The sequence below is a fragment of the Psychroflexus sp. MBR-150 genome, from assembly GCF_053628795.1.
Genome location: NZ_JBRJHB010000007.1, coordinates 67,999 through 90,440 on the forward strand (window position 1 = coordinate 67,999; position 22,442 = coordinate 90,440).

Here is a 22,442-nt window from a genome sequence, read left to right on the forward strand (position 1 = left end):
TAGTTTATAATGAAGTGTCATTTTTCAAGGCATCTGTTTTGGATAACATGCCTACTATTTCCAAGTTTTTTTATTTATGCCCAAAAGCCAATACAAAAGAAAAAACTAAGCATTGACGAACTTTTTTCTTTAGTTACAGAAAATAACCCATCATTAGCGGTTTCTAAAGCAGACATCAACATTGCTAAACAAGACATAGAAGTTACAAAAAACCAAAAACTCCCTGATTTTAATATGAATGCAAGTGCTATGTATATTGGTGATGGCACTATTTTGGACAAAAACTTTTCAAATGCCACTACTGTAGATATGCCACATTTTGGAAATGTATATTCTGTAGAAGCCTCTCAATTAATTTGGAAAGGAAATGCAGTAAACAATGCTATTAAGGCAAAAACACTACAAGAAAATTTAGCTTCACTGGGTTATCAGTCCGATGAACAGAATATCAAGTTGCTTGTTTTAGGTTACTATTTGGACTTGTATAAGTTACAAAATCAAGCAAGTGTATTTCGTAAAAACATAGCACTTGCAGAAGATAGATTACAGAATATCAACCATTTTTATAGCCAAGGAATGGTAACCCGAAATGATGTGATCCGTGGCGAATTGCAAATTTCAAATCTTAATTTGTCTTTACAGGTGATAGAAAATAATATTCAGATTTTAAACAAGCAACTTACCGTGGCTTTGGGTTTACCAGAAGAAACAGAAATTGTTGCAGACGAATCTATAATAAATGAAAATCCAGAAATTTCTCTTTTAGAAACCTATCAAAATAATATTCAGACTCATCCAAGCTTATTGATGGCTAAAAAGGCAGTTGAATTATATAAAGTTTCCGAAAAAATAACCAAAGCAGAACGTCTGCCTACCTTAGCAGCTTTTGCAAATAACACACTTCAACGCCCTATTACCAGTGTTTCACCTGCTTTGGATATGTATTCAAACGGGTGGAATATAGGTTTATCATTGAGCTATAATATCGCTTCAATTTATAAAACACCAAAAAAACTTCAATTGAATAAATTTGAAACAGAACGTGCCAAAGCACAAGCCAATGAAGCAGAACAAATGATTGGAGTAGCTGTGAATGCAGCTTACATTAAATACAACGAAGCCATAACCCAAAACAAAACCTTTGAGAAAAACAAAGATTTAGCCAATGAAAATTACAGGATTATGGAGAGCAAATACAACAACCAATTAGCCATTTTGCTGGATTTAATCGATGCCAGCAACGCCAAATTAGATGCTGAGTTGCAATACACCAATTCGCAAATCAGTATCATTTTTGCCTATTACAAGTTAATGAAAGAAAGCGGAAAACTGTAAAAATGTCATTTGCTTAATTTATAAAAAAATAAAAATCATGTCACAAGATCAAGATAAAAATCAAGAAGAAGTTCAAGAAACAGATTCTAAGAAAACGACCAAATCAAAACGAAAACCTCCTGTAAAGAAAAAAAATAAGGGTAGAATTATCAGTATGGTTATTCTGGTATTTGTCTTGGTCGGGTTATACTGGTTTGTAACGGCTTACTTGAACATTGGAAACGACCAATATACCAATGCGGCACAGGTAGAATCATACATCAATCCAATAAATACCCGAGTGTCGGCTTATATCAAAGAAATACGCTTTGTAGAACATCAGCATGTGAAAAAAGGAGATACGCTCATAATTTTGGACGACAGGGAGATAAAAACACAGTTAGGACAAGCAGAAGCAGCTTATATGGCTGCATTGGCATCTAAAAATGTAACTCTAAATTCTGTAAAAACAGTTACCAACAATATCAATACCGCACAAGCCAACCTTGAAGCCGCACAAGCTAACATTGAAGCAGCACAGGCAAAACTGTGGAATGCCGAGCAAAATTATAACCGCTATAAAAATTTGTTGGAAGACGAAGCGGTAACACGCCAGCAATTCGACCAGGTAAAAACACAATATGAAGCCAGTAAAGCTCAATTGGAAGCAACGATTTCTCAATATCAAGCCATCAAAAACACAAAAGGCACAAGTGAGTTGACCGTTAAGGAAGTTCATTCTCGTTTAGAAATGAACGAGGCAGAAATAAAACGTGCCAAAAACGCACTTGAAATGGCAAAACTCAACCTTTCCTATACCGTAATTACCGCACCTCACGATGGAATTATGGGGAGAAGAACCGTAAATGTAGGTCAGTTATTAAACGCTAGCCAACAAGTGGCAACTATTGTTGATATTAAAAATATTTGGATTTCAGCCAACTATCGTGAAAAACAAATGGATGAAGTAACTGTCGGAGGTATTGCAAAAATTACTGTTGATGCTTTGGGAGGCAAAGAATTTGAAGGAAAAATAACAGCCATTTCTGGAGCTACTGGAGCCAGATATGCTGCAATACCCGTTGACAATTCAACAGGAAACTTTGTAAAAGTACAGCAGCGCATTCCCGTTCGGATAGAATTTACAGAAAACAACAAACCCGAAGACTTAGATTTGCTTCGGGCTGGTATGAATGTACAAGTAACCTTAAAATAGCAAAGTTATGTACAATAGAGGTCCGTTTGCCAATTGGGTTCCTAAGCCTTTGATGTTGCTATTGATTATTGTTTTTTTGTTTCCACTCATAGCATTGAATGGTGTTTACAGAAGCAATAGTACTGATATTTCAGGGGCATTTGCAACTTATTCAGAATACATTTCATTGGCATATAATGCGACCATTATTGGAATGGGTGTTGCCAGCACCATTGCTATGCGTATAAAAATGCGTTTTCGCTCTAAAGAAATAATTGTGTTTTGTACTGTTGTTCTTGCTGTCCTTTCTTATTTGATAGCAACAACCGATAATGTTTTGGTCGTTGTTGTGGGAAGTTTTTTTATTGGCTTTTTTAAAATGTTTCCATTTGTTGAAATGATATTACCCGTTATGTTTATTATATCACCAACAGGAGAAAGAGGACGTTTCTACTCTGTATTTTACCCTATTATATTATGCACTGGGCAATATTCTTCTTACCTGTTGGCAAACCAAGTCTTTAACAGTAACTGGCAGGCACCTTATTTTATTATAGCGATACTGTTGCTGATTGTTGCAGCACTATCGTTGATTTTTCAGCACAACCAACGCTTTAGTTTTAAAAAACCCTTGTATCAAATCGATTGGTTGTCTATAGTTTTATTTGCTCTTTGTGCTATGTGCTTTAATGCAGGACTTACCTTTATGCGTCAACAAGGCTGGTTCAGTTCTCCATTCATTACAGGTTCATTTTTGTTAGGAATGCTATTGTTGATAGTATTGATATACAGACAAAAATTCCTCAAACGCAAAATCATAAAATTTCAATTAATTGTACAAAAGAGAAATATATGGTATGCCTTGATTTTACTGTTGTTTTTGGGAGTCTATTTGGCAAGTACAGGCATCTTTACACAATATACACTTAGAGTTTTAGGATACAACAACCTTATCAATGCAAAGCTGAACCTATGGATGATTCCTGGAATTGTTATAGCAGGAATTTTAGCTTTTCTAGGGTTTACAAATAAGTGGAATCTTAAATACTATATTACTTTGGGTTTTGTTGTGTTTTTTCTTCATATTTTGATGTTATATCTGATGATTCAACCACAAATGAACATAGAATATCTTTATTTTCCTATATTTTTAAAAGGTTTAGGCATGGGAATTCTTTTTATTGGTATATGGTATTATGCGTCATTAGGTTTACAAAGAGACGATTTTCTTGGCATTATAGGCATTATGTTGATGGTAAGAACGTTTCTTGCAACCGCTATTGGTGGAGCAATTATTAGTTGGGCAACTTATCAGGGGCAATGGCAAAGTTTGAATAATATTTCGATGTACCTTGACGCAGGATATTTTAAAAACGGAATGCGTATATATCAAACAACCCAAATCAATGCTATGCTGGCTTCATTCAAAACTGTGTTGGGATATTTATGCTGGCTCATCGTTCCTATTTTGATTATTGTATTAACTCACAATTTTGGACAATTCAATAAACGAAGAATAGTGTTTTTAAGAAAAGTAATGAGAAGAAATAAATTGCAAGGTTATAGGTTTACTTAACAAATATTAAAATTATATATACTAAAATTACAAGAACTATGTTTTTAAAAAAAAGGTTGACTATCAAACATTTATTAAGCTTTTTACTGATTTTTGTGCTAAGTTTAAATCAAATTAAAGCTCAAGAAAACAAAGAAGAATCTGCTTCTTTAAAAGGAAAATTAGGCTTTTCGGCTGTTATGGGACATGCTTTTATAAAACACAACGTTGAAGATGTTGAAGAAAATGAAATCACTTCGGCTGCTGCTCTTGGACTCAATGCAAATTACTGGATTTTTGATAAATTGGCTTTAGGTGTGCATTCTGATATGATTTTTGAAAGTTTTATTATCGAGGAAAAAAACGGAGAAGAGGAAAACAATTTTATCGAGAGAGAATATCCGATATCAATAAACGCAGTAGCAACGTATAAACCCTTACATTCTTTGGGATTATTGGCAGGAGTTGGCAAAGAGTTTAGCAAGGAAAAAGACTTTTCTATGTTTCTTGTTGGAGCAGAATATATGGTGGAAATTCCACACGATTGGGAGCTTGGACTTTCTGCAACTTATGAAGTAAAACATGATGCCTATGACACATTTGTGATAGGATTAGGGATTACAAAATTTTTGAGTTTAGAAAAAAAGCATCATTTATAAAATTAGAAATGGAAAAAATATTATTTTTAACTGATTTTTCTGAAGTGGCAGAGAATGCTTTTGTCTATGCGTTGTCGCTTGCTGAAAAAATAAATGCAGAGTTACACATAGCTCACATTGTACCGATTATAGAAGTTGCAGACCCAGATGAATTAGTAAATGTGCATCCGTTTGCTCAAGATTATAACGAAACACTAGAAGATGATGAATGGGAAAAATTTAAAAACGAAGCAAGAAAACTTGAAAAAATAGCACAGGACAATAATAAATTAAACATTCCTGTAGAATTTCATTTTCAGAAAGGTGTATTACTTGATACAGTTTCTGATTATATTTACGAAAACATAATAAATGTAGTGGTAATGGGAACTTCAGGTGCTAATACCATTGATAAGAAATTGTTTGGTTCTAATACAGCCAAACTCATCAGTCATATTAATATTCCGTTATTAGCCATACCTGAAAAAGCAAAATTTGTTGCCATAAATACTGTTACCATTGCGGTTATGCTGAAATCAAATGAACATTCAATTGTTCAACAGTTGTTAGAGAACGCACAGAAATATAATTTCAGATTAAATTGCGTTCACGTAGTAGAAACCGATAGCGAGGCATCGATTTCAGAACATAAAAAAAAGATGTGGCTTGAGGATATTGGGAACAATACTCTCAACGTTGATATTGTGGTTAATACCGATGTTGAGAAAGGCTTAGAAAACTATATACAGGATAATAAAACCGATATTCTCTGCATTATGCATCGTAATTTGTCGTATTTTCAAAGAATGTTTAAATTGAATTACAGCAATCGTTTGTTACAAAATTCAAAAACAGCATTGCTTATTTATAATCATAATAATTAGTAACAATTTAAAATTTAATGCTATGGTTTCATTTTTAAAAACAATCCGTAACACTATAAATTACTGGTATGTACCAGCAATCATAGGTGTTTTGTTCATCGTATTGGGAGGCTATCTTTTTTCAGTACCTGGTGCAACCTACTTTTCGTTGGTTTTGCTTTTTAGTCTATTGTTTTTGTTTTCTGGTATCTTAGAAATTTGGTTTTCTGTGCAAAACAGAAAAGAATTAGAAGGCTGGGGTTGGTATCTTGCTGGTGGTATCTTTGCGTTACTTATTGGTATTCTGCTCATTTCAAAACCTTCAGTAGCAGCTACCACTTTACCTTTTTTTGTGGGCTTTAGCCTGATGTTTCGTTCTTTTCAAGGATTGGGGTTTGCATTTGAACTTAAAAATTATGGCGTGTTGAAATGGGGCAATCTTGCTATTTTGAGCATTATAGGAGTTGTTTTTTCTTTTATACTCATAGCCAATCCAGTTTTTACAGGTATCTCTTTGGTGGTAATAACAGCTCTATCTTTCATTTTTACAGGGATTTATGCCATTGTATTGTCATTCCAATTAAAAAAGTTAAAAACGCTTCCAAGGAAATTGGAAAAAGAATTGAAAGACAAAATAGAAGACTTAAAAGAAGAGTATTACAAGAGTATAAACGAAAACAAATAAAATATAAGTCTATTTTAATTTAACGTGAGTTCGATATAAATTCCAATAAAATATATTCATATAAAATACAGATATTTAATCATTTGTCTTGTCGTCAGAGCATAGCATGAGCGACGGGACATCTCAGTAGGATGAGATTTCTCCTCATTTTTCGTCGAAATGACAAAATTTGCTTACAAAAAGATGTAATCATCTGATTTACAGCTTTCAATAAATCGAACTCACGTTAATTTGAAAAGTTAGAGTTAAGTTGCTTATTAATAAGGCTTTATATTTAAAAATTAACAAAAAAAGAGCTACCATTTAGTAGCTCTTTTTTGAATATAAAAACCAGATTTTTAATACCGACTACCTACGGTTTCCTCGGGTATAGATTTTTCAATAAAGTCCAAATCAGCTTTTGATAGCTCAACATCATAAGCTCCCAGATTTTCTTCTAATCTGTGAATCTTTCTCGTACCAGGAATAGCAGTAATTTCATCATTTTGAGCTAAAATCCAAGCCAATGCAATTTGTGCTTTGGTTGCACCTTTGTCTTTTGCCATCTTGTCTATCACTTCAACAAATTTGTAATTTTCTTTGATAGCTTCGTCTGTATATCGTGGATGATTTCTTCTAAAATCGTCTGACTCAAAATCATCACTGCTTTTAAAAGCTCCTGTTAAAAAACCTCTACCCAAAGGACTGTATGCCACAAAAGTAATTCCCAACTCTTTGCATACATCAAAAACTTCTTGCTCAGGTTCACGACTCCAAAGAGAATATTCTGTTTGTATAGCGGTTATCGGATGCACTTTATGAGCTCTGCGAATGGTTTCAGCATCAACTTCAGACAGACCGATGTATTTTACTTTTCCGTCTTTGACTAAATCGGCCATTGCTCCAACAGTTTCTTCAATTTCCACATCTTCTGCCTGTCGGTGCATATAATATAGATCAATGGTATCTATACCCAAATTTGAAAGGCTTCGTTCGCAAGCCTTTTTGACATAATCTGGTTTTCCATTGATGCCAAGCCATTCGCCATTTTCACCTCTCACTACACCAAATTTTGTTGCCAGAACAAATTGATCCCATTTGCCTTCAAATGCTCTTCGGATTAATTTTTCATTGGCTCCCCAACCATACATATCGGCGGTGTCAAAAAAATTGACGCCCAAATCAATGGCTTTGTGCAACGTTTTAATCGATTCTGATTCATCAAAAGAACCATAAAACTCAGACATTCCCATACAACCGAGTCCTAAGCGGTTTACGTTTAGTGTACTGTTTCCTAAAGTTGTTGATTTTTTCATAGTAATGTAGTTTTTTTAAGTTTACCAAATATCAATTTTTTAATTCAAAACCATTTGTAAAAAGCAATCTAATAATTGCAAAAAACAATCAATTTCTGAATTTTAAAGGTGGAAGGCTTGTATGTTTTTTGAAAAAGTTAGAAAAATGAGCCACTTCTTCAAAACCCAGGGCATAGGCTATTTCTGTTACACTCCATTGGGTTTGTTTCAACAATATTTTAGCTTCTTCAACTATTCTGCCGTTGATAATTTCTGAAGTGCTTTTGCCTGTTGTTTCTTTTAGCACTTTGTTTAAATGGTTGATGTGTATTCCTAAGGTTTTTGCATAATCAATAGGGGCTTTTAGTTGAATAGCTTGGCTTTCATTTTCAATAGGAAACTGCCTTTCGAGCAACTCGATAAACAAAGATGAGATTCTTTGGGAAGCATTGTTGGTACTTGTTAATCTTTCAACGGGTTTCAATTTTTGTCCTGTATGGATGAGTTCTAAAACATAATTGCGTAACAAATCATATTTAAAAGCGTAGTCAGATGAGAGTTCGGTGTCCATTTTCTTGAATATCAGCTTGAGCTCGTTGTATTGCTCATCATTCAATTGATATACAAAATCGCTATTGGGTTGATATATTGGCAGTTCGTCAATTAATAAACCTGTTTTAGATTTGGATAAAAATTCTTTGGTAAAAACACAAAAGAAACCCGATTGTTCTTTGCTTTGTGGTATGTATTTGTAAGGTATTTTTGGTGTTGCAAATAGTATTCCTTGCTTTTCAATACGCACTGATTTACCTGCATATTCCACAAGGTTATTACCTTTAATCAAACTGATTTTATAGTATAATTTTCGGTTATAGGTCATTTCAGATTTTTTGTTTCCGCTGAAAAAAAACTTTTTTGTGTCAAAAACATTAAAATGCCCCAGCTCATTACTGCTATTATTTTTGAGCAAAGTGTCAATTTGTGAATTGTTTTCACCAAATATCTCTTTGTAAAAATCTTTTATACTCAGGTTTTCCATTGTTGCAAAATTCAAATATCAGCAAAGATATCAAATTGAAAGTTAATTGGGGTAAGTATAGAAAATATGTTTGTTTTTTTTAATTCTAATAGTTGTTTAAGGTATTGTTGGTTTGGTGCTAAATCAAAAGTTTTAATACATGTTGTGAAAATTAAAAAAAAAAGCTAAAAGTCTTAAAAACAGATGTTTATGTGATAGTGGGTTATTGGTAAACCTTGATTATATCGGTTTATAGATGTTGTTACAATTTATGAATTGGCGTTGCTTTTGGCTTAGGGATAGGAGCGACATCTTTTTTGAGATTTATTATAGCGGAGTTGTGTTTTGGTGGTGCTACCTTAAAGTAGCACCGCCAAAATACTTACGGATGCTTAATAAATCTCAAAAAAATATAGCGGATAGCCCGTTAAAAGCCCCTTAAATTTTGCTTTTATTTAGTTTTAATTTTTCATCACTTCTTGAGCAATACGCTTATAAACTCCTTTTTCAAGTTTTTCTCTAATAGCAGAAAAGGCTTCTAAAGTTTCTTCGATGTCTTGCATAGTATGGGTTGCTGTAGGTATCATTCTTAATAGAATCAAGCCTTTTGGAATAACGGGATAAACCACAATAGAGCAGAAGATACCATGATTTTCTCTCAAGTCTTTGACTAATGCCATGGCTTCTGGAATGCTTCCTTTAAGGTAAACGGGTGTTACGCAACTGGTGGTTGTTCCGATGTCAAAACCACGTTTTTTGAGTCCGCCTTGAAGGGCGTTGACGTTTTCCCACAATTTGTCTTTGAGTTCGGGCATGTTTTTTAGCATTTCTAAGCGTTTTAAAGCACCTTCAACCAGTGACATTTGTAGTGATTTAGCGAACATTTGTGAACGCATATTGTATTTTAGGTAATCAATAATTTCTTTATCAGCGGCGACAAAGGCTCCTGTGCTTGCCATAGATTTTGCAAAGGTTGCAAAGTAAACATCAATGCCATCTTGAACACCTTGTTCTTCGCCAGCACCAGCACCAGTTTTGCCAAGTGTACCAAAACCGTGGGCATCATCAACGAGCAATCTGAATTTGTATTTGTCTTTGAGCTCAACTATTTCTTTGAGTTTGCCTTGTTCACCGCGCATGCCAAAGACACCTTCTGATATAAATAGCACGCCACCGCCAGTCTGTTCAGCTATTTTTTCGGCTCTCGCTAAGTTGAGTTCAATGCTGTCTAAATCGTTGTGTTTATAGGTAAAGCGTTTTCCGAGATGCAAGCGAACGCCATCGATAATACAGGCGTGGGCATCTACATCGTAAACAATCACATCGTCTTTGCTGACTAAGGCATCAATTATGGAAAGAATGCCTTGATAGCCAAAATTGAGAACATAGGCGGCTTCTTTTTTAACAAATTTAGCTAATTCGTCTTGAAGTTTTTCGTGAAGTTCTGTGTGACCACTCATCATTCTGGCTCCCATTGGATAAGCACTTCCGTATTTTTTGACAGCTTCTTCATCGGCTTTTCTGACTTCAGGATGATTGGCTAAGCCGAGATAGTCATTAACACTCCAAGTGACGACTTCACGTCCTTGAAATTTCATTCTGTTACTGATTTGACCTTCTAATTTAGGGAAGACAAAATAGCCTTCAGCTTGATCAGCCCATTTTCCTAATGGTCCTTTATCTCTATAAATTTTTGAAAATAAATCTCTCATTTGCACTTGGTTTTCAAACTAACTGTCTAAAGTTAATCATTTATTTCTTTATTTTGTTAAATTATTTAACTTTTTATTAATTTTTTTTGGTTCGGGTTCTAAAAATCCTTGAGTTTTCATCCATTTATCGCTGTATATTTTGCTCATATATCGTGATCCATGGTCTGGAAAAATTACTACAACATAGCTGTTTTCATCAAATTCTCCTTCGGCATCTAATTGATAAGTGCCTTGCATAGCAGCTCCACTGGTGTAGCCTATAAACATGCCTTCGGTTACGGCAATTTTTCTAGCCATTAAGGCACTTTCTTTATCGGTAACTTTTGTAAATTTATCAATAACACTAAAATCAGTGGCAGTTGGAATCAAATTTTTACCTAAGCCTTCAATTTTGTAAGGATAAATTTCGTTTTTGTCTAATTTGCCAGTTTCGTGGTATTTTTTCAGCACTGAGCCGTAGGCGTCAATTCCAAGTATTTTAATATTAGGATTTTGTTCTTTCAGGTATCTGGCAGTTCCAGAAATCGTTCCGCCAGTTCCGCAACACGCTACAAGGTGCGTGATTTTACCTTGGGTTTGTTTCCATATTTCTGGTCCAGTTGATAGATAATGGGCTTCAATATTCAATTCATTAAAATACTGATTGATATAAATTGATGGTTTGATTTTTTGGTGAAGGCTTTTGGCGACTTCGTAGTAGGAGCGTGGGTCTTCTGGTGCTACGTCTGAAGGGCAAACATGCACTTCTGCTCCCATAGTTTTTAGCAAATCAATTTTGTCTTGAGACGATTTTGAGCTGACGGCTAAGATGCATTTGTAGCCTTTTATTGTAGCTGCCATAGCTATACTAAATCCGGTATTGCCACTTGTGGTTTCTATAATGGTATCGCCAGGTTTTAATAAGCCGTTTTTTTCAGCTTTGTTGATGATGTGTAAAGCTATTCTGTCTTTTGCTGAATGGCCTGGATTATTAGCTTCGTATTTGACGTAAAATTGACCTTTTAAATTTTCTGTTATACGGTTGAGTTTTACTAATGGTGTGCAACCGATTAAGGTCAATAAATTTTCGTGTGTGTTGAGATACTCATCTGACATGATATCGTTTTAAAATAAACTTTTAAAAAAAAAGCAAGTTGCAAATTTAAATTTTTTTTATCAATTAGCTTAAAAGCTTAGTGTTTTATTGAAGTTTAAGTTTTAGGTGAGAACAAATTTTCTATAAAATAATCAGAGTTCGGCTAAGAAAATTACATTATTTTGAGCTACTAACACATTCAATGAATGTAAGGGTTTTCAGAGCATTAGTGGCAACAGAAAAAAAATGTTATATAAATAGATGAGTGTCTTATATAAAAATGTCATTGCTAATGTTAAAAAAGTTAAAGTTGTAACTATATCATTGGCAAGTATCTGATTTTAAAATTCTGTATTGTAGTCGATACAAACATTTTTAGGTTCAGTAAAAAAACGCAAAACTTCAAAACCACCTTCACGACCAACACCTGATTGTTTAGTACCGCCAAAAGGTGTTCTTAAATCTCGATTAAGCCAAGTGTTTACCCAAACAATACCAGTTTCAAGCCTTTGGCTCATACGCATACAACGATTTAAGTTTTGTGTCCAAAGTGTGGACGATAAACCATACAAGCTATCATTGGCCATATTTAGAACTTCGTTTTCGGTTTCAAACGGCATTAAAGTGACCACTGGACCGAAAATTTCTTCTTGGTTGAGTTTGCATTTATTGTCTTTGACTTCAATTATGCAAGGTTTTAAGTAATATCCATTTGGGTATGATTTTAAAATAAGTTTTTCTCCACCACACAAAATATTCATGTTGTGATTTGTTTTAGCTAAATTGATATAAGATTCAATTTTTTCTAAATGAGCTTTAGAAACGATAGCTCCCATATCGAAATTATCATCGATTGGATGCCCAACTTTTAGTTTGCTGACACGGTTTACAAAGTCATTTTTAAATTTGTTATATAAAGTTTTTTGCACATAAATTCGAGAGCCACATAAACAGATTTGACCTTGATTGGCAAATGAAGATTTTAAAGTGGTAGTCATCATTTTTTCATAATCACAATCTTCAAAAATGATATTTGGGTTTTTGCCACCTAATTCTAGTGATAATTTTTTGAACATAGGAGCTGCTGTTCTTGCAATATGCTCACCTGTCTTAGTGCCACCAGTAAATGATATAGCTTTTACTTTAGGGTGTTCTACAATGGCTTGACCTGTTTCTGAACCCAAACCATGCACTAAATTTAAAACCCCTTTGGGCAAACCTGCTTTTTCACAGATTTCACAAAGTAAAAATGCTGTCATCGGCGTAATTTCACTGGGTTTGGCTATCACGCAATTTCCAGCGGCTAATGCAGGTGCGATTTTCCATGTTAATAGATATAACGGTAAATTCCATGGCGAAATGCAGCCCACAACACCCATGGGTTTTCTAAGGGTGTAATTAAGAGCGTTTAAACCTTGGCTTTCGTGACTTTCGCTATAAAATTGTGTTACAGCATGTGCATAAAATCTGAAGTTAGCAGCCGCTCGAGGTATATCTATGCTTTTTGATAAATGTATAGGTTTTCCATTATCAATTGACTCGGCAAGGGCCAAATCATCAAGATTTTCTTCTATTAAATCCGCAATATTTGATAGTATTTGAGAGCGTTTATTTAAGCTTGTATTGGACCAACTTAAAAAGGAATTTTCTGCAGCCATAACAGCAATATCAACATCTGATGCATTGCTACGAGTGATTTGACTGTAAACTTCACCTGTTGCTGGATTTATATTTTCTAAAAAATTATTGGATTGTGAAGCGACAAATTGCCCGTTTATGTAGTTTAATATTGTTTTCATAATTTTATAAAGTTATTAATACTTTGCTATAAGTGCCAAATATATAGCTTTAAAAAATGGGTTTTGGTTAAAATAAAACTGAAATGATAGAAAAGTGTAATACACTTTAAAAGTTTAAACAATTTGTTTACTTTGTAGAGCGTTTTAATCAAAGCAAACTAAGTATGAAAAATTTAAACCGAATTTGGGTTCTATCAATTTTACTTTTTGTCAGTGTATCTTGTCAAGATGATTTTGATGACGTGATTTCACCAGCAAGTGATTTGGAGATTCAAAATTTTGTTTGGGAAGCTATGAATTTATTTTATGTTTATAGAAGTGATGTTCCCAATTTAAGCGAGAGAAGCTCATCTGATGCTGATTTTAACGAGTTTTTGAGTAGTTTTGATTCTCCTGAAAGCTTGTTTGATAACTTGCTTAGAGAAGACGATCGTTTTAGCGTTATTGTATCTGATTTTAGGGTTTTAGAAGAAGCTCTTCAAGGACAAAGTTTAAGTAATGGTATGCAATTTGGTTTAGTTTTAATTCAAGATACCAATCAGGTTTTTGGTTATGTCAGATATGTTGTTCCAAATTCTTCAGCCGATACACAAGGTGTTGAACGCGGAATGATTTTTACTGAAATTGATGGAACAGCTCTTAGTGAAACTAATTTCAGGGAACTTCTATCACCAGAACAATACAGTATTGGTTTGGCTGAATTGCAAAATGAACAGCTCGTTTTAACTGGTGAAACTATTTTATTAAACAAATCCAATTTAACTGAAAACCCTATTCATATTGCTACAACACTTGATATTAGTGGTCAAAAAATTGGCTATTTGATGTATAACAGCTTTAGGTCAAATTTTGAATCAGAACTCAACCAAGCCTTTGGAGATTTTGTGGCAAATGGGGTTTCAGATTTAGTTTTAGATTTAAGATACAACGGTGGTGGCAGTATTGAAACCGCCAAAGATTTAGCTTCTATGATTACAGGTCAATTTGATGGTCAAGTTTTTGCTGTAGAAAGATTTAATGAAAATTTTGATGATGAGACACTTTTTTTTGATGACCAAACAGCAAACGGCGAAGATATAAATAATCTCAATTTAGATCGTGTTTTTGTTTTGACCACAGGCTCAACAGCTTCAGCAAGTGAGTTGGTTATTAATGCTTTGAATCCTTACATTGATGTCATTCAAATCGGAACCACAACTACGGGTAAATTTCAAGGTTCAACAACTTTATACGACTCGCCAGACTTTAGAAGGCAAGGGGCAAATCCTAATCATTTTTATGCCCTGCAGCCTTTGATTCTTGAGATTGAAAACGCCGAAGGTTTTACGGGATTTACTGAAGGCTTTGAACCTGATATTATTTTAGAGGAAGATTTTTTTAATCTCGGTGTTTTAGGAGATCTTTCAGAACCATTTTTGGCAAGAGCACTACAAGAAATTGGTGCTGGTGTTCAAAAACCAAGTCAGCCAGATGAAATTGTTAAATCTGTAAATTTAGAATTTAAAACTCTTGGCGAATCTGAAATGCACCAGCCTAACTACCAACGGATGTATATCAACAACTAAAACCGTTGTAGCTCTCAAATGATAAATATTCTTTCATGTTTAAAACTTTAAAAAAACTTGTATCTAATTCACCACTTTTGCAAGTTACAAGTTTTAATAGTTTAAGCATAAGTATTAAGTTGATTAGCAGCCTTGTTGTTGCTAAATTATCAGCGGTTTTGTTAGGTGCTCAAGGCGTTGCTTTGATTGGTAATTTACGTAATATTTTAAGTGTTTTTCACAATTTTTCAAGCGGTGGTTTAGATAATGCAGTTGTGAAATATACAGGTGAATTTCATACCAATCATAAGGCTTATCAGACTTTTATATCCACTTTATTTTGGGTTTTTGTCGGTTTAAGCCTCGTTGTGTTTTCTGTTGTTTTCATCTTTTCCAAATCTTTGTCAGGATTAGTTTTCAATGATGTGTCTTATGCATTTGTTTTTAAATGGACGGCTTTACTTTTGCCACTTTATGCATTAAATGTTTTTATGCTTGGCATTTTAAAAGGCTTAAGCAGATTCAAAAAAGTGATTCGCATACATATTCTATCACATTTTTTGAATCTTATTTTATTTGCTTTTGGTGTTTTAAGTTTTGGATTGTCTGGTGCTTTGATGGCTGTGGTGGCAGTTCCTTCTTTCAGTTTTTTTATAAGTTTATTTATAGCTTCAAAACATCTGAACTTAACCTGCTTTAGTTTAAAAGTTTTTTCATTTTCACAACTTAAAAATTTTGGCCAATACGCTTTTATGACTTTGATTTCTGCTATAAGTTTTCCATTGGTATTTATAGGAATTCGGCAATATTTATCTACACATCTCAGTATTGATGCCGCAGGATACTGGGAAGCCAATTTTAGACTCTCTACATTTTATTTGGTTTTTATGCAGTCTTTGTTGAATCTTTATGTTCTACCAAAATTGGTTGAAGCCAAAACTGATAAGGCTTTTCAATCAACTGTTTTAGAATTTTACAAGCAAATTATTCCTTTATTTGCTATTGGATTATTCGTTGTTTTTCTTTTAAAAAAATACATTGTTTTATTGGTATTTTCAGATGAATTTTTGCCAGTCACTTCATTGTTAGGTTGGCAAATTGTAGCTGATTTTTTTAGAATTCTCAGTTTAGTTATGATCTATCAATTTCACGCCAAAAAAATGTTATGGCATTATATTGTTACCGATTTGTTGTTAGCCTTAGGCTTGTATTTTTCGGCTATCTATTTTGTTGATATTTACGATTTGCAAGGCGTGGTTATTGGTCATGCTTTGACCTATATTTTGTATTTTGTGTTGATCCTATTTTTGTTTAGAAAACCACTATTTAAACCACAATTATGATTCAAACTTCTGATATAGAATTTTTGATTTCTACGATGAATCGAAGTGATTTTGATTTTTTAGAAAAGATGTTTAAATATCATAACTTGTCAGATTTGAATATTTTGATAATTAATCAAACTACAAAAGACAAGATTTTAAAAACTAATAGAAAAAATATAAGAGTAGTCAATGTATTTGAAAAAGGACTGAGTAAAAGTAGAAATCTCGCTATAAAACACGCCAAAGCCAAAATATGTTTTATAGCCGACGATGATATTGAATATTTGCCTAACGCTATTGACACGGTAATACAAGCCTATCAAGATTATCCCGATGCAGCTTTGATTTCTTTTCAATTTCTAAGAGAAAACAATCAGCCTTATAAAATTTATAAATCACAATCAGGTTATCAAAATAGATTATTACATCAGCAATCTCTTTCATCTATAGAAATAAGTTTCAACCTAAAACTTGTTAGGAATAATGATATTGCTTTCAATAATTTATTTGGTCTATGGGCTCGTTTTGTTTGTGCGGAAGAATCCGTTTTTCGGGATGATATTATAAGAAAACACCTTAAAGTTGTTTATATTGATAAGCCCATTGTGAAGCATTACGGCAAAACAACTGAACCAGATGAAGGTTCTAAGGCATACACTCAGGCTTTGACTGCCCAAAAATATTTACAACACAAAAACCTTATTTATCTTTGGTTGATGCGTTATATTTGGCTGTTGCTAAAACGTAAAGTGATTAAACCTTCGCAAATCTCTCAAATTTGGAATTATGGCGTTACCGCTGTTCAAGATTATAAAAAACTTAGTTCAGAGCAATAGAACAGCAATTGTATATTGGCTTTTGCCTTTATTTTTGTCTTTACTATTTCAGGCGTATGGTTTTGGTTGGAATCGTATTTTACCAAGAAATTTTGTTGAAAACGTTGCTACACTTATCATAATTGTTTCTTTTAGTCTGTTGTTTAAAAACCAATGGCGGAAGTTTTTTCAAATTTTAGGCTACATCTTATTCGTATTTAATAATCTGTTTGAAAGTATTTATTACTATTTATTTAAGGCCAATATTAGTGCGTCTTCAATTTTTATTTTATTAGAAACTAACCTTGCCGAAGCTAGAGAATTTGTTGAATTTTATCTCAATCCATTTATTGTTATTGCCATAGTTACTTATTTAGTTGTGTTGATTTTCTATTTAATTAAAAGACCTGTATTTACTTTTCCTAAAACATTCAAATACCAATATGTAATTTACACTGCTGGCGTATTGATTCCTCTTGCTTTGATGATATATAGAGGATTTCAGCAATACAATTTTTTATATTTAAGTGTTTCATCAGTTTACGAATATATTGAGGAGCAACAAAAAATGCTTCAGTATAATATTGATGAGCCATTGGCAGATGTTGATGGTTTTGAATTTCGTAATAAAAATGATACGGCAACTTATGTTTTGATCATTGGCGAATCAACCACAAGACGACGAATGAGTGTTTACGGTTATAACCGAAAGACAACTCCTTTTTTAGATAGTTTGAAATCTGATTTGTGGCTTTATAATAATGTCATAAGCTCTCATGCTCATACAATTGGTGCTTTAAAAGATGCCTTAACACTCAACAGTTTATCAACTGATAAAGATTTTTCTATCATTCAATTGATGAATCAAGCTGGATTTAAAACCTTTTGGATTTCAAACCAAAGACCCATTGGTCAGTATGAAAGTTTGGTAACTCTTATTGCACGTAGTAGTGATAAATATCTGACAAAAAACACAGCTAAAGATGGAGCTATTACGCCTTATGATGAAGTTTTATTACCAGAATTTAAAAAGGCTTTAAAAGACAAAGCATCCAAAAAATTCATAGTATTGCATCCTTTAGGAACTCACTTGCTTTACAGTGATAGATATCCTGAAGAGTTTAAAAAATTTGTTGGCAAAAGTCCTTCAAATTTTGATCATCAACAAGCTCATCGTCGATCTAATGCTTATGATAATTCAGTTTTATATCACGATTATTTTTTAAAACAGGTCATTGATGAAGTAGCAAAAATAGAACATCCCGTATATGTGCTTTATTTTTCTGACCACGGCGATGAAGTTTATGAAAGCATTGATTTTTCTGGACATGCCGAAGAAAACCCTACAAAATCTATGCTTGAAATTCCTTTTTTTATATGGATGAACAAAAGTTTTAAAAACGAATTTAAAGCTCAATACATACCAGAAAACCCTTATATTTTAAGAGATTTTATGCATACTTTTTCTGAATTAAATGGAATTCGATTTAGGCAATTTGATTCTACTAAAAGTATATTTCACAAACAGTCAAAAAATTTGAAACCTAAGGTCTTAAAAGGTATATATTATAAAGATTTGCCATAAAAAACTCCCCTAATTGATTAGAGGAGTCTATATAATGTGGATATATTCTTTTTTTAAATTTTAAATGTAATTACTGGTAACGTAGAGTGATTAACAACATCTTCGCCAATACTACCATTAAAGAAGTGTGATAAGCCTTTTCTACCGTGAGTTGGCATAGCAATTATGTCTGCTTTTAGAGCTTTTGCACCGTTGATTACACCAAGTTCTATCGTATAGTCATTGTAGATTTTAATATTTTCAAAATCAGACATATTAGCTTTGTCTAAGAAGCTTTTAATCTGATGAGTGATTTCTTCAGAGCTATAAAATTGATTGCCTGGCAAGTTGACATACAATAAATGCAGATTGGCATCAAAACTATCAGCAAAAGATTTTGCTTTTTTAAAAGCATTTAGATTTTCTTCATCAAAGTTTGATGCAAACACGATGTTGTTGATTTCTAGTTTTTCAAGCTCTTGCTTAACTACAAGAACAGGAACTTTTGAGTGTCTTACTACCTTTTCAGTGTTAGAGCCAATGAGAATTTCATCAATACCGCTAGCACCATTTGAACCCATAACGACAAAGTCAATCTCTTTTTCTTCTTGAAGTTCTTTGATACCCATAGTTGGTGAACCTAATTCTACTGTATCTATGACTTTTAAACCTTCAAGATAAGGCTTGTCTAAAAACTTGGTAAAGCGTTTTTTGGCCATTTTCATAAAGAAAACGATTTGTTCGTCGTTGATATTAAACTGTTCCGTGCCAAATAGGGTTTCGGCCATTTCTACGACGTGTAGAACATATAGTTCAGCATCATTCTTTCTAGCCAATTCAGCTGCAACTCTTAGTGCATTTTCTGATGGTTTTGAAAAATCGACAGGTATTAAAATTTTTTTCATTGTATTAGGATTTATAGATTAAATTGTCATTGAAAATAATTGTGTGTTTGGCTTTTTTCTTAGCATTCTTACATCAAAAGCCATACAGATGTTTCTGATGAATGCTTTAGAAGTATCATAGACTTTTATGTGTTTATTTTTGATTTCAATTAAATCATCATCAACAAAAGTTTGAAGATTTTGGTATATGAGTTGAAGTGTTTTGATATGTAATTTAGTATTTGTTAAATCCGTTTCAAATTTAGTCATTAAATTTAAAATATGTTGACGAATTTCAAGATCTTCTGATGTTAAAATGTGTCCGCGAAAAACAGGAATTTTATTTTGTCTCAACCTATTGTAATATTCTTCTAAAGTTTTTTCGTTTTGAGCAAAGCCAAACCACGCATCGCTAATTGAAGAGACGCCAAGTCCTATGAGGTGTTTTGTTTGTTGTGTAGTGTAGCCCATAAAATTTCGGTGAAGGGTTTTGTTTTGCTTTGCTTGATATAATTCATCATCAGCCAATGCAAAATGATCCATACCAATTTCTTGGTAGCCGTTGTCTTCTAATATTTTTTTGCCTAATTCATATTGCAATCTTTTGGTTTCGGCATTGGGTAAGTCAGAATATTTAAAACCGCGTTGACCATTGCCTTTTATCCAAGGCGTATGAGCATAACTGTAAAATGCAATGCGGTCTGGTTTGAGTTCAATAGTGCTTTGGATAGTGTTTAGAATATGCTCCACAGTTTGAAAAGGTAAACCATAAATCAAATCGTGACCTACTGATTTATAGCCAATTGCTCTAGCGGTTTCGGTAACATATTTTACATTTTCAAAGCTCTGAATACGATTTATGGCTTTTTGAACACTTTCATTGTAGTCTTGAATTCCATAGCTGACACGGCTAAAATGGTAATCATGCAAAACTTTTAAGTGTTCAAAAGTGGTGTTGTTAGGATGACCTTCAAAACTGAATTCAGCATCATCAGCGATAAAAGTGCGTTCAAAAATGCCTTGTAAAAGCTTAGCTAAATTTTCTGGCGAAAAAAATGTTGGCGTGCCACCACCAAGATGGATTTCCTTAATGGTAAGTTTGAACCCATAAACAATTGTGTATAGATCTAATTCTTTTAAAAGGGCTTTGATGTAGGGTTTTTCTACATTATGTCTTTTGGTAATTCTTTTGTTACAAGCACAAAACGTGCATAAACTTTCACAAAATGGTAAGTGAATATAAAGACTTATAGAGTCGTTAGGACAAGCTGATTTTTTGATCGTAGCCAACCATCGGTTGTGCGAAAATGACTCGTCGTCCCAATAAGGCACCGTAGGATAACTGGTGTATCGCGGTCCTGCAACGTTGTATTTTTTTATTAAATCTTGCATTTTTACTGGGTTTGTTATACAAATTTAATTCATAAAAAGGTGTTTAAAAATGACTTTGCTCATATAAGTTGAAGATAAAACAGAAGTGAATAACTGATAAGAATGTAACTCTTGTTACAAGCCTTCAAGACAGATTATAGTATTTTTGTATTATGGATAAATATTGGGACATATTTTTAAATTCTTTTGTTGGTTATTTCAATTATCTTGTTGAGGAAATCACCCACCCAAAACTTACTGGATATTTTTATTGGCTGATAGGATTATCGCTATTAGTGATGATTTTAGAAGTCATTTTTCCTTGGCGAAAACAACAGAAATTTTTTAGACAAGGTTTTTGGTTAGATTTGTTTTATATTTTTTTTAATTTCTTTTTGTTTTCTTTGATAGGTTATAATGCAGTGTCTAATGTGTTTGTCAATTTGTTTAACGATGGATTGGCTGCTATAGGTATAAAAAATTTGGTTGCTGTCAATATTGCAACTTATCCTGTTTGGTTTCAGCTTTTTGTCATGTTTGTTATTGCTGATTTTATCCAGTGGAATGTTCATGTGCAGTTGCATAAAAGAAATTGGTTATGGAAATTTCATAAAGTGCATCACAGTGTCAAGGAGATGGGATTTGCAGCACAGTTTCGTTTTCATTTTATGGAAACTGTCGTTTACAAATCCGTTCAATATATTCCATTAGCAATGATTGGTTTTGGTATTCAAGAATTCTTTTTGGTGCATATGATTGGAGTTTTCGTAGGTCATCTCAACCATGCTAACGTGGGTTGGAGTTACGGTGTTTTCAAATATATTTTAAACAACCCAAAAATGCATATCTGGCATCACGCTAAAACTTTACCAAAACAGCATCAAAAAGGAGTCAATTTTGGTTTGTCTTTAAGTGTTTGGGACTATATTTTTGGAACCGCATACATACCAATAGAGGGCAAAAACATTGATATTGGTTTTGAAAATGATGAGAATTATCCAAAAGGGTTTTGGGAACAAATGAAGCAACCTTTTAAAGAGTAATTTTAAGAATCTTAATCTATATGCTTAATCACACGAAGTTGATGTGAATAAGTTTTGGTTTCAACATTAAAAATTCCGGTATGATCTAATCGGTCTATGCGAACTTGTCCGTGGGCGTGAATGATGTAATTGTTATCCATTATCATACCGACGTGAATAATATCGCCATCTTCATTATCAAAAAATGCTAAATCGCCCGGATGGGCTTCTTCTATAAAGCTTAAATTTTCTCCTTGTTCAGCTTGTTGCGAAGCATTGCGTTTAAGAGATATTCCACAAATTTTATAGACCATTTGTGTGAAACCGCTACAATCTATTCCAAAAGGACTTTTGCCACCCCATAGGTAAGGTGCGTTGAGATAGAGTAGAGCAGTAGGCACAATTTTGTCACGTTGGATTTTACCCTTGCTCAAGTTAACATCAAATTTATAATCTAATGTAGAAAGACCTTCTAAAGATGAACCTATAACTATTGGTATCAACTGGTTTTTTGGACTTTGAACATACTCCACAAGATCTGTAGAGCAGTTCAAATGTTGAGATTTGATGTTGTTGAATTGTTGTAAATTAATGGATAAATACTGATTAGAATCTATCCATCCTTCATAATCATCAAAGGCGTTTTTGATTTTAATCCATTTTTTGGTTTGTTCTAAAATTTCAAATACATCGCCAAACAGCAATTGCGTCACCATTTCTGATTTATCGTTTGCACTTGCTCTAACGGGAACAAGACTGAGGTGACAACATCCGTAAGCCATTTATAAA

At 33.3% G+C, this 22,442-nt stretch carries 19 protein-coding genes; 11 read left to right on the forward strand and 8 right to left on the reverse strand.

Annotated elements, in window-relative coordinates; genetic code table 11:
* Positions 1–9: 9 nt before the first annotated feature.
* Genes ACSSV5_RS05680 through ACSSV5_RS05705 form a run of 6 tightly spaced genes read left to right on the forward strand, consistent with a single transcriptional unit; the run spans position 10 to position 6,250 of the window.
* On the forward strand, positions 10–1,335 hold the full coding sequence (locus tag ACSSV5_RS05680) for a TolC family protein (protein WP_454245110.1): 1,326 nt from the start codon (positions 10–12) through the stop codon (positions 1,333–1,335).
* A gap of 37 nt (positions 1,336–1,372) precedes the next feature.
* On the forward strand, positions 1,373–2,530 hold the full coding sequence (locus tag ACSSV5_RS05685) for an HlyD family secretion protein (RefSeq protein ID WP_454245111.1): 1,158 nt from the start codon (positions 1,373–1,375) through the stop codon (positions 2,528–2,530).
* Between the two features lie 7 nt (positions 2,531–2,537).
* Positions 2,538–4,085, forward strand: coding sequence for an MFS transporter (locus tag ACSSV5_RS05690; RefSeq protein ID WP_454245112.1), 1,548 nt, complete (start codon positions 2,538–2,540; stop codon positions 4,083–4,085).
* A gap of 38 nt (positions 4,086–4,123) precedes the next feature.
* Positions 4,124–4,723, forward strand: coding sequence for a hypothetical protein (locus ACSSV5_RS05695; RefSeq protein ID WP_454245113.1), 600 nt, complete (start codon positions 4,124–4,126; stop codon positions 4,721–4,723).
* An 8-nt stretch (positions 4,724–4,731) separates the two neighbouring features.
* The gene (locus ACSSV5_RS05700) at positions 4,732–5,586 is read left to right on the forward strand and encodes a universal stress protein (protein ID WP_454245114.1); all 855 of its coding nucleotides are present in this window, start codon (positions 4,732–4,734) and stop codon (positions 5,584–5,586) included.
* Positions 5,587–5,608: 22 nt separating this feature from the next.
* Positions 5,609–6,250 (forward strand): HdeD family acid-resistance protein, encoded by a 642-nt coding sequence (locus ACSSV5_RS05705; RefSeq protein ID WP_454245115.1) that lies wholly within the window; start codon positions 5,609–5,611, stop codon positions 6,248–6,250.
* 338 nt (positions 6,251–6,588) lie between these two features.
* Here the strand turns inward: ACSSV5_RS05705 and ACSSV5_RS05710 are convergent, their stop codons facing one another.
* The 5 genes from ACSSV5_RS05710 to ACSSV5_RS05730 form a co-directional block, all read right to left on the reverse strand.
* Positions 6,589–7,545, reverse strand: coding sequence for an aldo/keto reductase (locus ACSSV5_RS05710; protein WP_211065788.1), 957 nt, complete (start codon positions 7,543–7,545; stop codon positions 6,589–6,591).
* Between the two features lie 88 nt (positions 7,546–7,633).
* Positions 7,634–8,563 carry a helix-turn-helix domain-containing protein gene (locus ACSSV5_RS05715; protein WP_454245116.1) on the reverse strand — a complete coding sequence of 310 codons (930 nt, stop codon included), beginning with the start codon at positions 8,561–8,563 and terminating at the stop codon, positions 7,634–7,636.
* A 440-nt stretch (positions 8,564–9,003) separates the two neighbouring features.
* Complete coding sequence (locus tag ACSSV5_RS05720) at positions 9,004–10,254, reverse strand: aminotransferase class I/II-fold pyridoxal phosphate-dependent enzyme (RefSeq protein WP_211065790.1); 1,251 nt, start codon at positions 10,252–10,254, stop codon at positions 9,004–9,006.
* Positions 10,255–10,302: 48 nt separating this feature from the next.
* On the reverse strand, positions 10,303–11,349 hold the full coding sequence (locus tag ACSSV5_RS05725) for a PLP-dependent cysteine synthase family protein (RefSeq protein ID WP_454245117.1): 1,047 nt from the start codon (positions 11,347–11,349) through the stop codon (positions 10,303–10,305).
* Between the two features lie 321 nt (positions 11,350–11,670).
* Positions 11,671–13,128 carry an aldehyde dehydrogenase gene (locus tag ACSSV5_RS05730; protein ID WP_454245118.1) on the reverse strand — a complete coding sequence of 486 codons (1,458 nt, stop codon included), beginning with the start codon at positions 13,126–13,128 and terminating at the stop codon, positions 11,671–11,673.
* 164 nt (positions 13,129–13,292) lie between these two features.
* On the opposite strand from ACSSV5_RS05730, the gene ACSSV5_RS05735 reads away from it, so the two are divergent.
* From ACSSV5_RS05735 to ACSSV5_RS05750, 4 genes are read left to right on the forward strand one after another with little or no spacing between them, the layout of a single operon-like run.
* Positions 13,293–14,693 (forward strand): S41 family peptidase, encoded by a 1,401-nt coding sequence (locus ACSSV5_RS05735; RefSeq protein WP_454245119.1) that lies wholly within the window; start codon positions 13,293–13,295, stop codon positions 14,691–14,693.
* Positions 14,694–14,728: 35 nt separating this feature from the next.
* Positions 14,729–16,015, forward strand: coding sequence for an O-antigen translocase (locus tag ACSSV5_RS05740; protein WP_454245120.1), 1,287 nt, complete (start codon positions 14,729–14,731; stop codon positions 16,013–16,015).
* On the forward strand, positions 16,012–16,833 hold the full coding sequence (locus tag ACSSV5_RS05745) for a glycosyltransferase family A protein (RefSeq protein WP_454245121.1): 822 nt from the start codon (positions 16,012–16,014) through the stop codon (positions 16,831–16,833). Before ACSSV5_RS05740 ends, ACSSV5_RS05745 begins: the two co-directional genes overlap by 4 nt.
* The gene (locus ACSSV5_RS05750; RefSeq protein WP_454245122.1) at positions 16,784–18,397 is read left to right on the forward strand and encodes a sulfatase-like hydrolase/transferase; all 1,614 of its coding nucleotides are present in this window, start codon (positions 16,784–16,786) and stop codon (positions 18,395–18,397) included. The genes ACSSV5_RS05745 and ACSSV5_RS05750 overlap by 50 nt, the downstream gene beginning before the upstream one ends.
* A 53-nt stretch (positions 18,398–18,450) precedes the next feature.
* Here the strand turns inward: ACSSV5_RS05750 and ACSSV5_RS05755 are convergent, their stop codons facing one another.
* Both ACSSV5_RS05755 and hemN read right to left on the reverse strand, forming a co-directional pair.
* Positions 18,451–19,281 (reverse strand): universal stress protein, encoded by an 831-nt coding sequence (locus tag ACSSV5_RS05755; RefSeq protein ID WP_454245123.1) that lies wholly within the window; start codon positions 19,279–19,281, stop codon positions 18,451–18,453.
* Positions 19,282–19,299: 18 nt separating this feature from the next.
* A complete protein-coding gene (gene hemN / locus ACSSV5_RS05760) occupies positions 19,300–20,652 on the reverse strand; it encodes an oxygen-independent coproporphyrinogen III oxidase (RefSeq protein ID WP_454245124.1) in 1,353 nt (450 codons plus the stop codon).
* A gap of 152 nt (positions 20,653–20,804) precedes the next feature.
* On the opposite strand from hemN, the gene ACSSV5_RS05765 reads away from it, so the two are divergent.
* Positions 20,805–21,674 carry a sterol desaturase family protein gene (locus ACSSV5_RS05765; RefSeq protein ID WP_454245125.1) on the forward strand — a complete coding sequence of 290 codons (870 nt, stop codon included), beginning with the start codon at positions 20,805–20,807 and terminating at the stop codon, positions 21,672–21,674.
* 11 nt (positions 21,675–21,685) lie between these two features.
* On the opposite strand, the gene ACSSV5_RS05770 is transcribed toward ACSSV5_RS05765, so the two are convergent.
* Positions 21,686–22,435 carry a C40 family peptidase gene (locus ACSSV5_RS05770; protein WP_211065797.1) on the reverse strand — a complete coding sequence of 250 codons (750 nt, stop codon included), beginning with the start codon at positions 22,433–22,435 and terminating at the stop codon, positions 21,686–21,688.
* Between the last annotated feature and the right edge of the window lie 7 nt (positions 22,436–22,442).

Bases quoted from the DNA above. Each gene is read 5' to 3' on its own strand.
- ACSSV5_RS05680 (WP_454245110.1), top strand. From the start codon at position 10: ATGAAGTGTCATTTTTCAAGGCATCTGTTTTGGATAACATGCCTACTA.
- ACSSV5_RS05685 (WP_454245111.1), top strand. From the start codon at position 1,373: ATGTCACAAGATCAAGATAAAAATCAAGAAGAAGTTCAAGAAACAGAT.
- ACSSV5_RS05690 (WP_454245112.1), top strand. From the start codon at position 2,538: ATGTACAATAGAGGTCCGTTTGCCAATTGGGTTCCTAAGCCTTTGATG.
- ACSSV5_RS05695 (WP_454245113.1), top strand. From the start codon at position 4,124: ATGTTTTTAAAAAAAAGGTTGACTATCAAACATTTATTAAGCTTTTTA.
- ACSSV5_RS05700 (WP_454245114.1), top strand. From the start codon at position 4,732: ATGGAAAAAATATTATTTTTAACTGATTTTTCTGAAGTGGCAGAGAAT.
- ACSSV5_RS05705 (WP_454245115.1), top strand. From the start codon at position 5,609: ATGGTTTCATTTTTAAAAACAATCCGTAACACTATAAATTACTGGTAT.
- ACSSV5_RS05710 (WP_211065788.1), bottom strand. From the start codon at position 7,545: ATGAAAAAATCAACAACTTTAGGAAACAGTACACTAAACGTAAACCGC.
- ACSSV5_RS05715 (WP_454245116.1), bottom strand. From the start codon at position 8,563: ATGGAAAACCTGAGTATAAAAGATTTTTACAAAGAGATATTTGGTGAA.
- ACSSV5_RS05720 (WP_211065790.1), bottom strand. From the start codon at position 10,254: ATGAGAGATTTATTTTCAAAAATTTATAGAGATAAAGGACCATTAGGA.
- ACSSV5_RS05725 (WP_454245117.1), bottom strand. From the start codon at position 11,349: ATGTCAGATGAGTATCTCAACACACACGAAAATTTATTGACCTTAATC.
- ACSSV5_RS05730 (WP_454245118.1), bottom strand. From the start codon at position 13,128: ATGAAAACAATATTAAACTACATAAACGGGCAATTTGTCGCTTCACAA.
- ACSSV5_RS05735 (WP_454245119.1), top strand. From the start codon at position 13,293: ATGAAAAATTTAAACCGAATTTGGGTTCTATCAATTTTACTTTTTGTC.
- ACSSV5_RS05740 (WP_454245120.1), top strand. From the start codon at position 14,729: ATGTTTAAAACTTTAAAAAAACTTGTATCTAATTCACCACTTTTGCAA.
- ACSSV5_RS05745 (WP_454245121.1), top strand. From the start codon at position 16,012: ATGATTCAAACTTCTGATATAGAATTTTTGATTTCTACGATGAATCGA.
- ACSSV5_RS05750 (WP_454245122.1), top strand. From the start codon at position 16,784: ATGGCGTTACCGCTGTTCAAGATTATAAAAAACTTAGTTCAGAGCAAT.
- ACSSV5_RS05755 (WP_454245123.1), bottom strand. From the start codon at position 19,281: ATGAAAAAAATTTTAATACCTGTCGATTTTTCAAAACCATCAGAAAAT.
- hemN (WP_454245124.1), bottom strand. From the start codon at position 20,652: ATGCAAGATTTAATAAAAAAATACAACGTTGCAGGACCGCGATACACC.
- ACSSV5_RS05765 (WP_454245125.1), top strand. From the start codon at position 20,805: ATGGATAAATATTGGGACATATTTTTAAATTCTTTTGTTGGTTATTTC.
- ACSSV5_RS05770 (WP_211065797.1), bottom strand. From the start codon at position 22,435: ATGGCTTACGGATGTTGTCACCTCAGTCTTGTTCCCGTTAGAGCAAGT.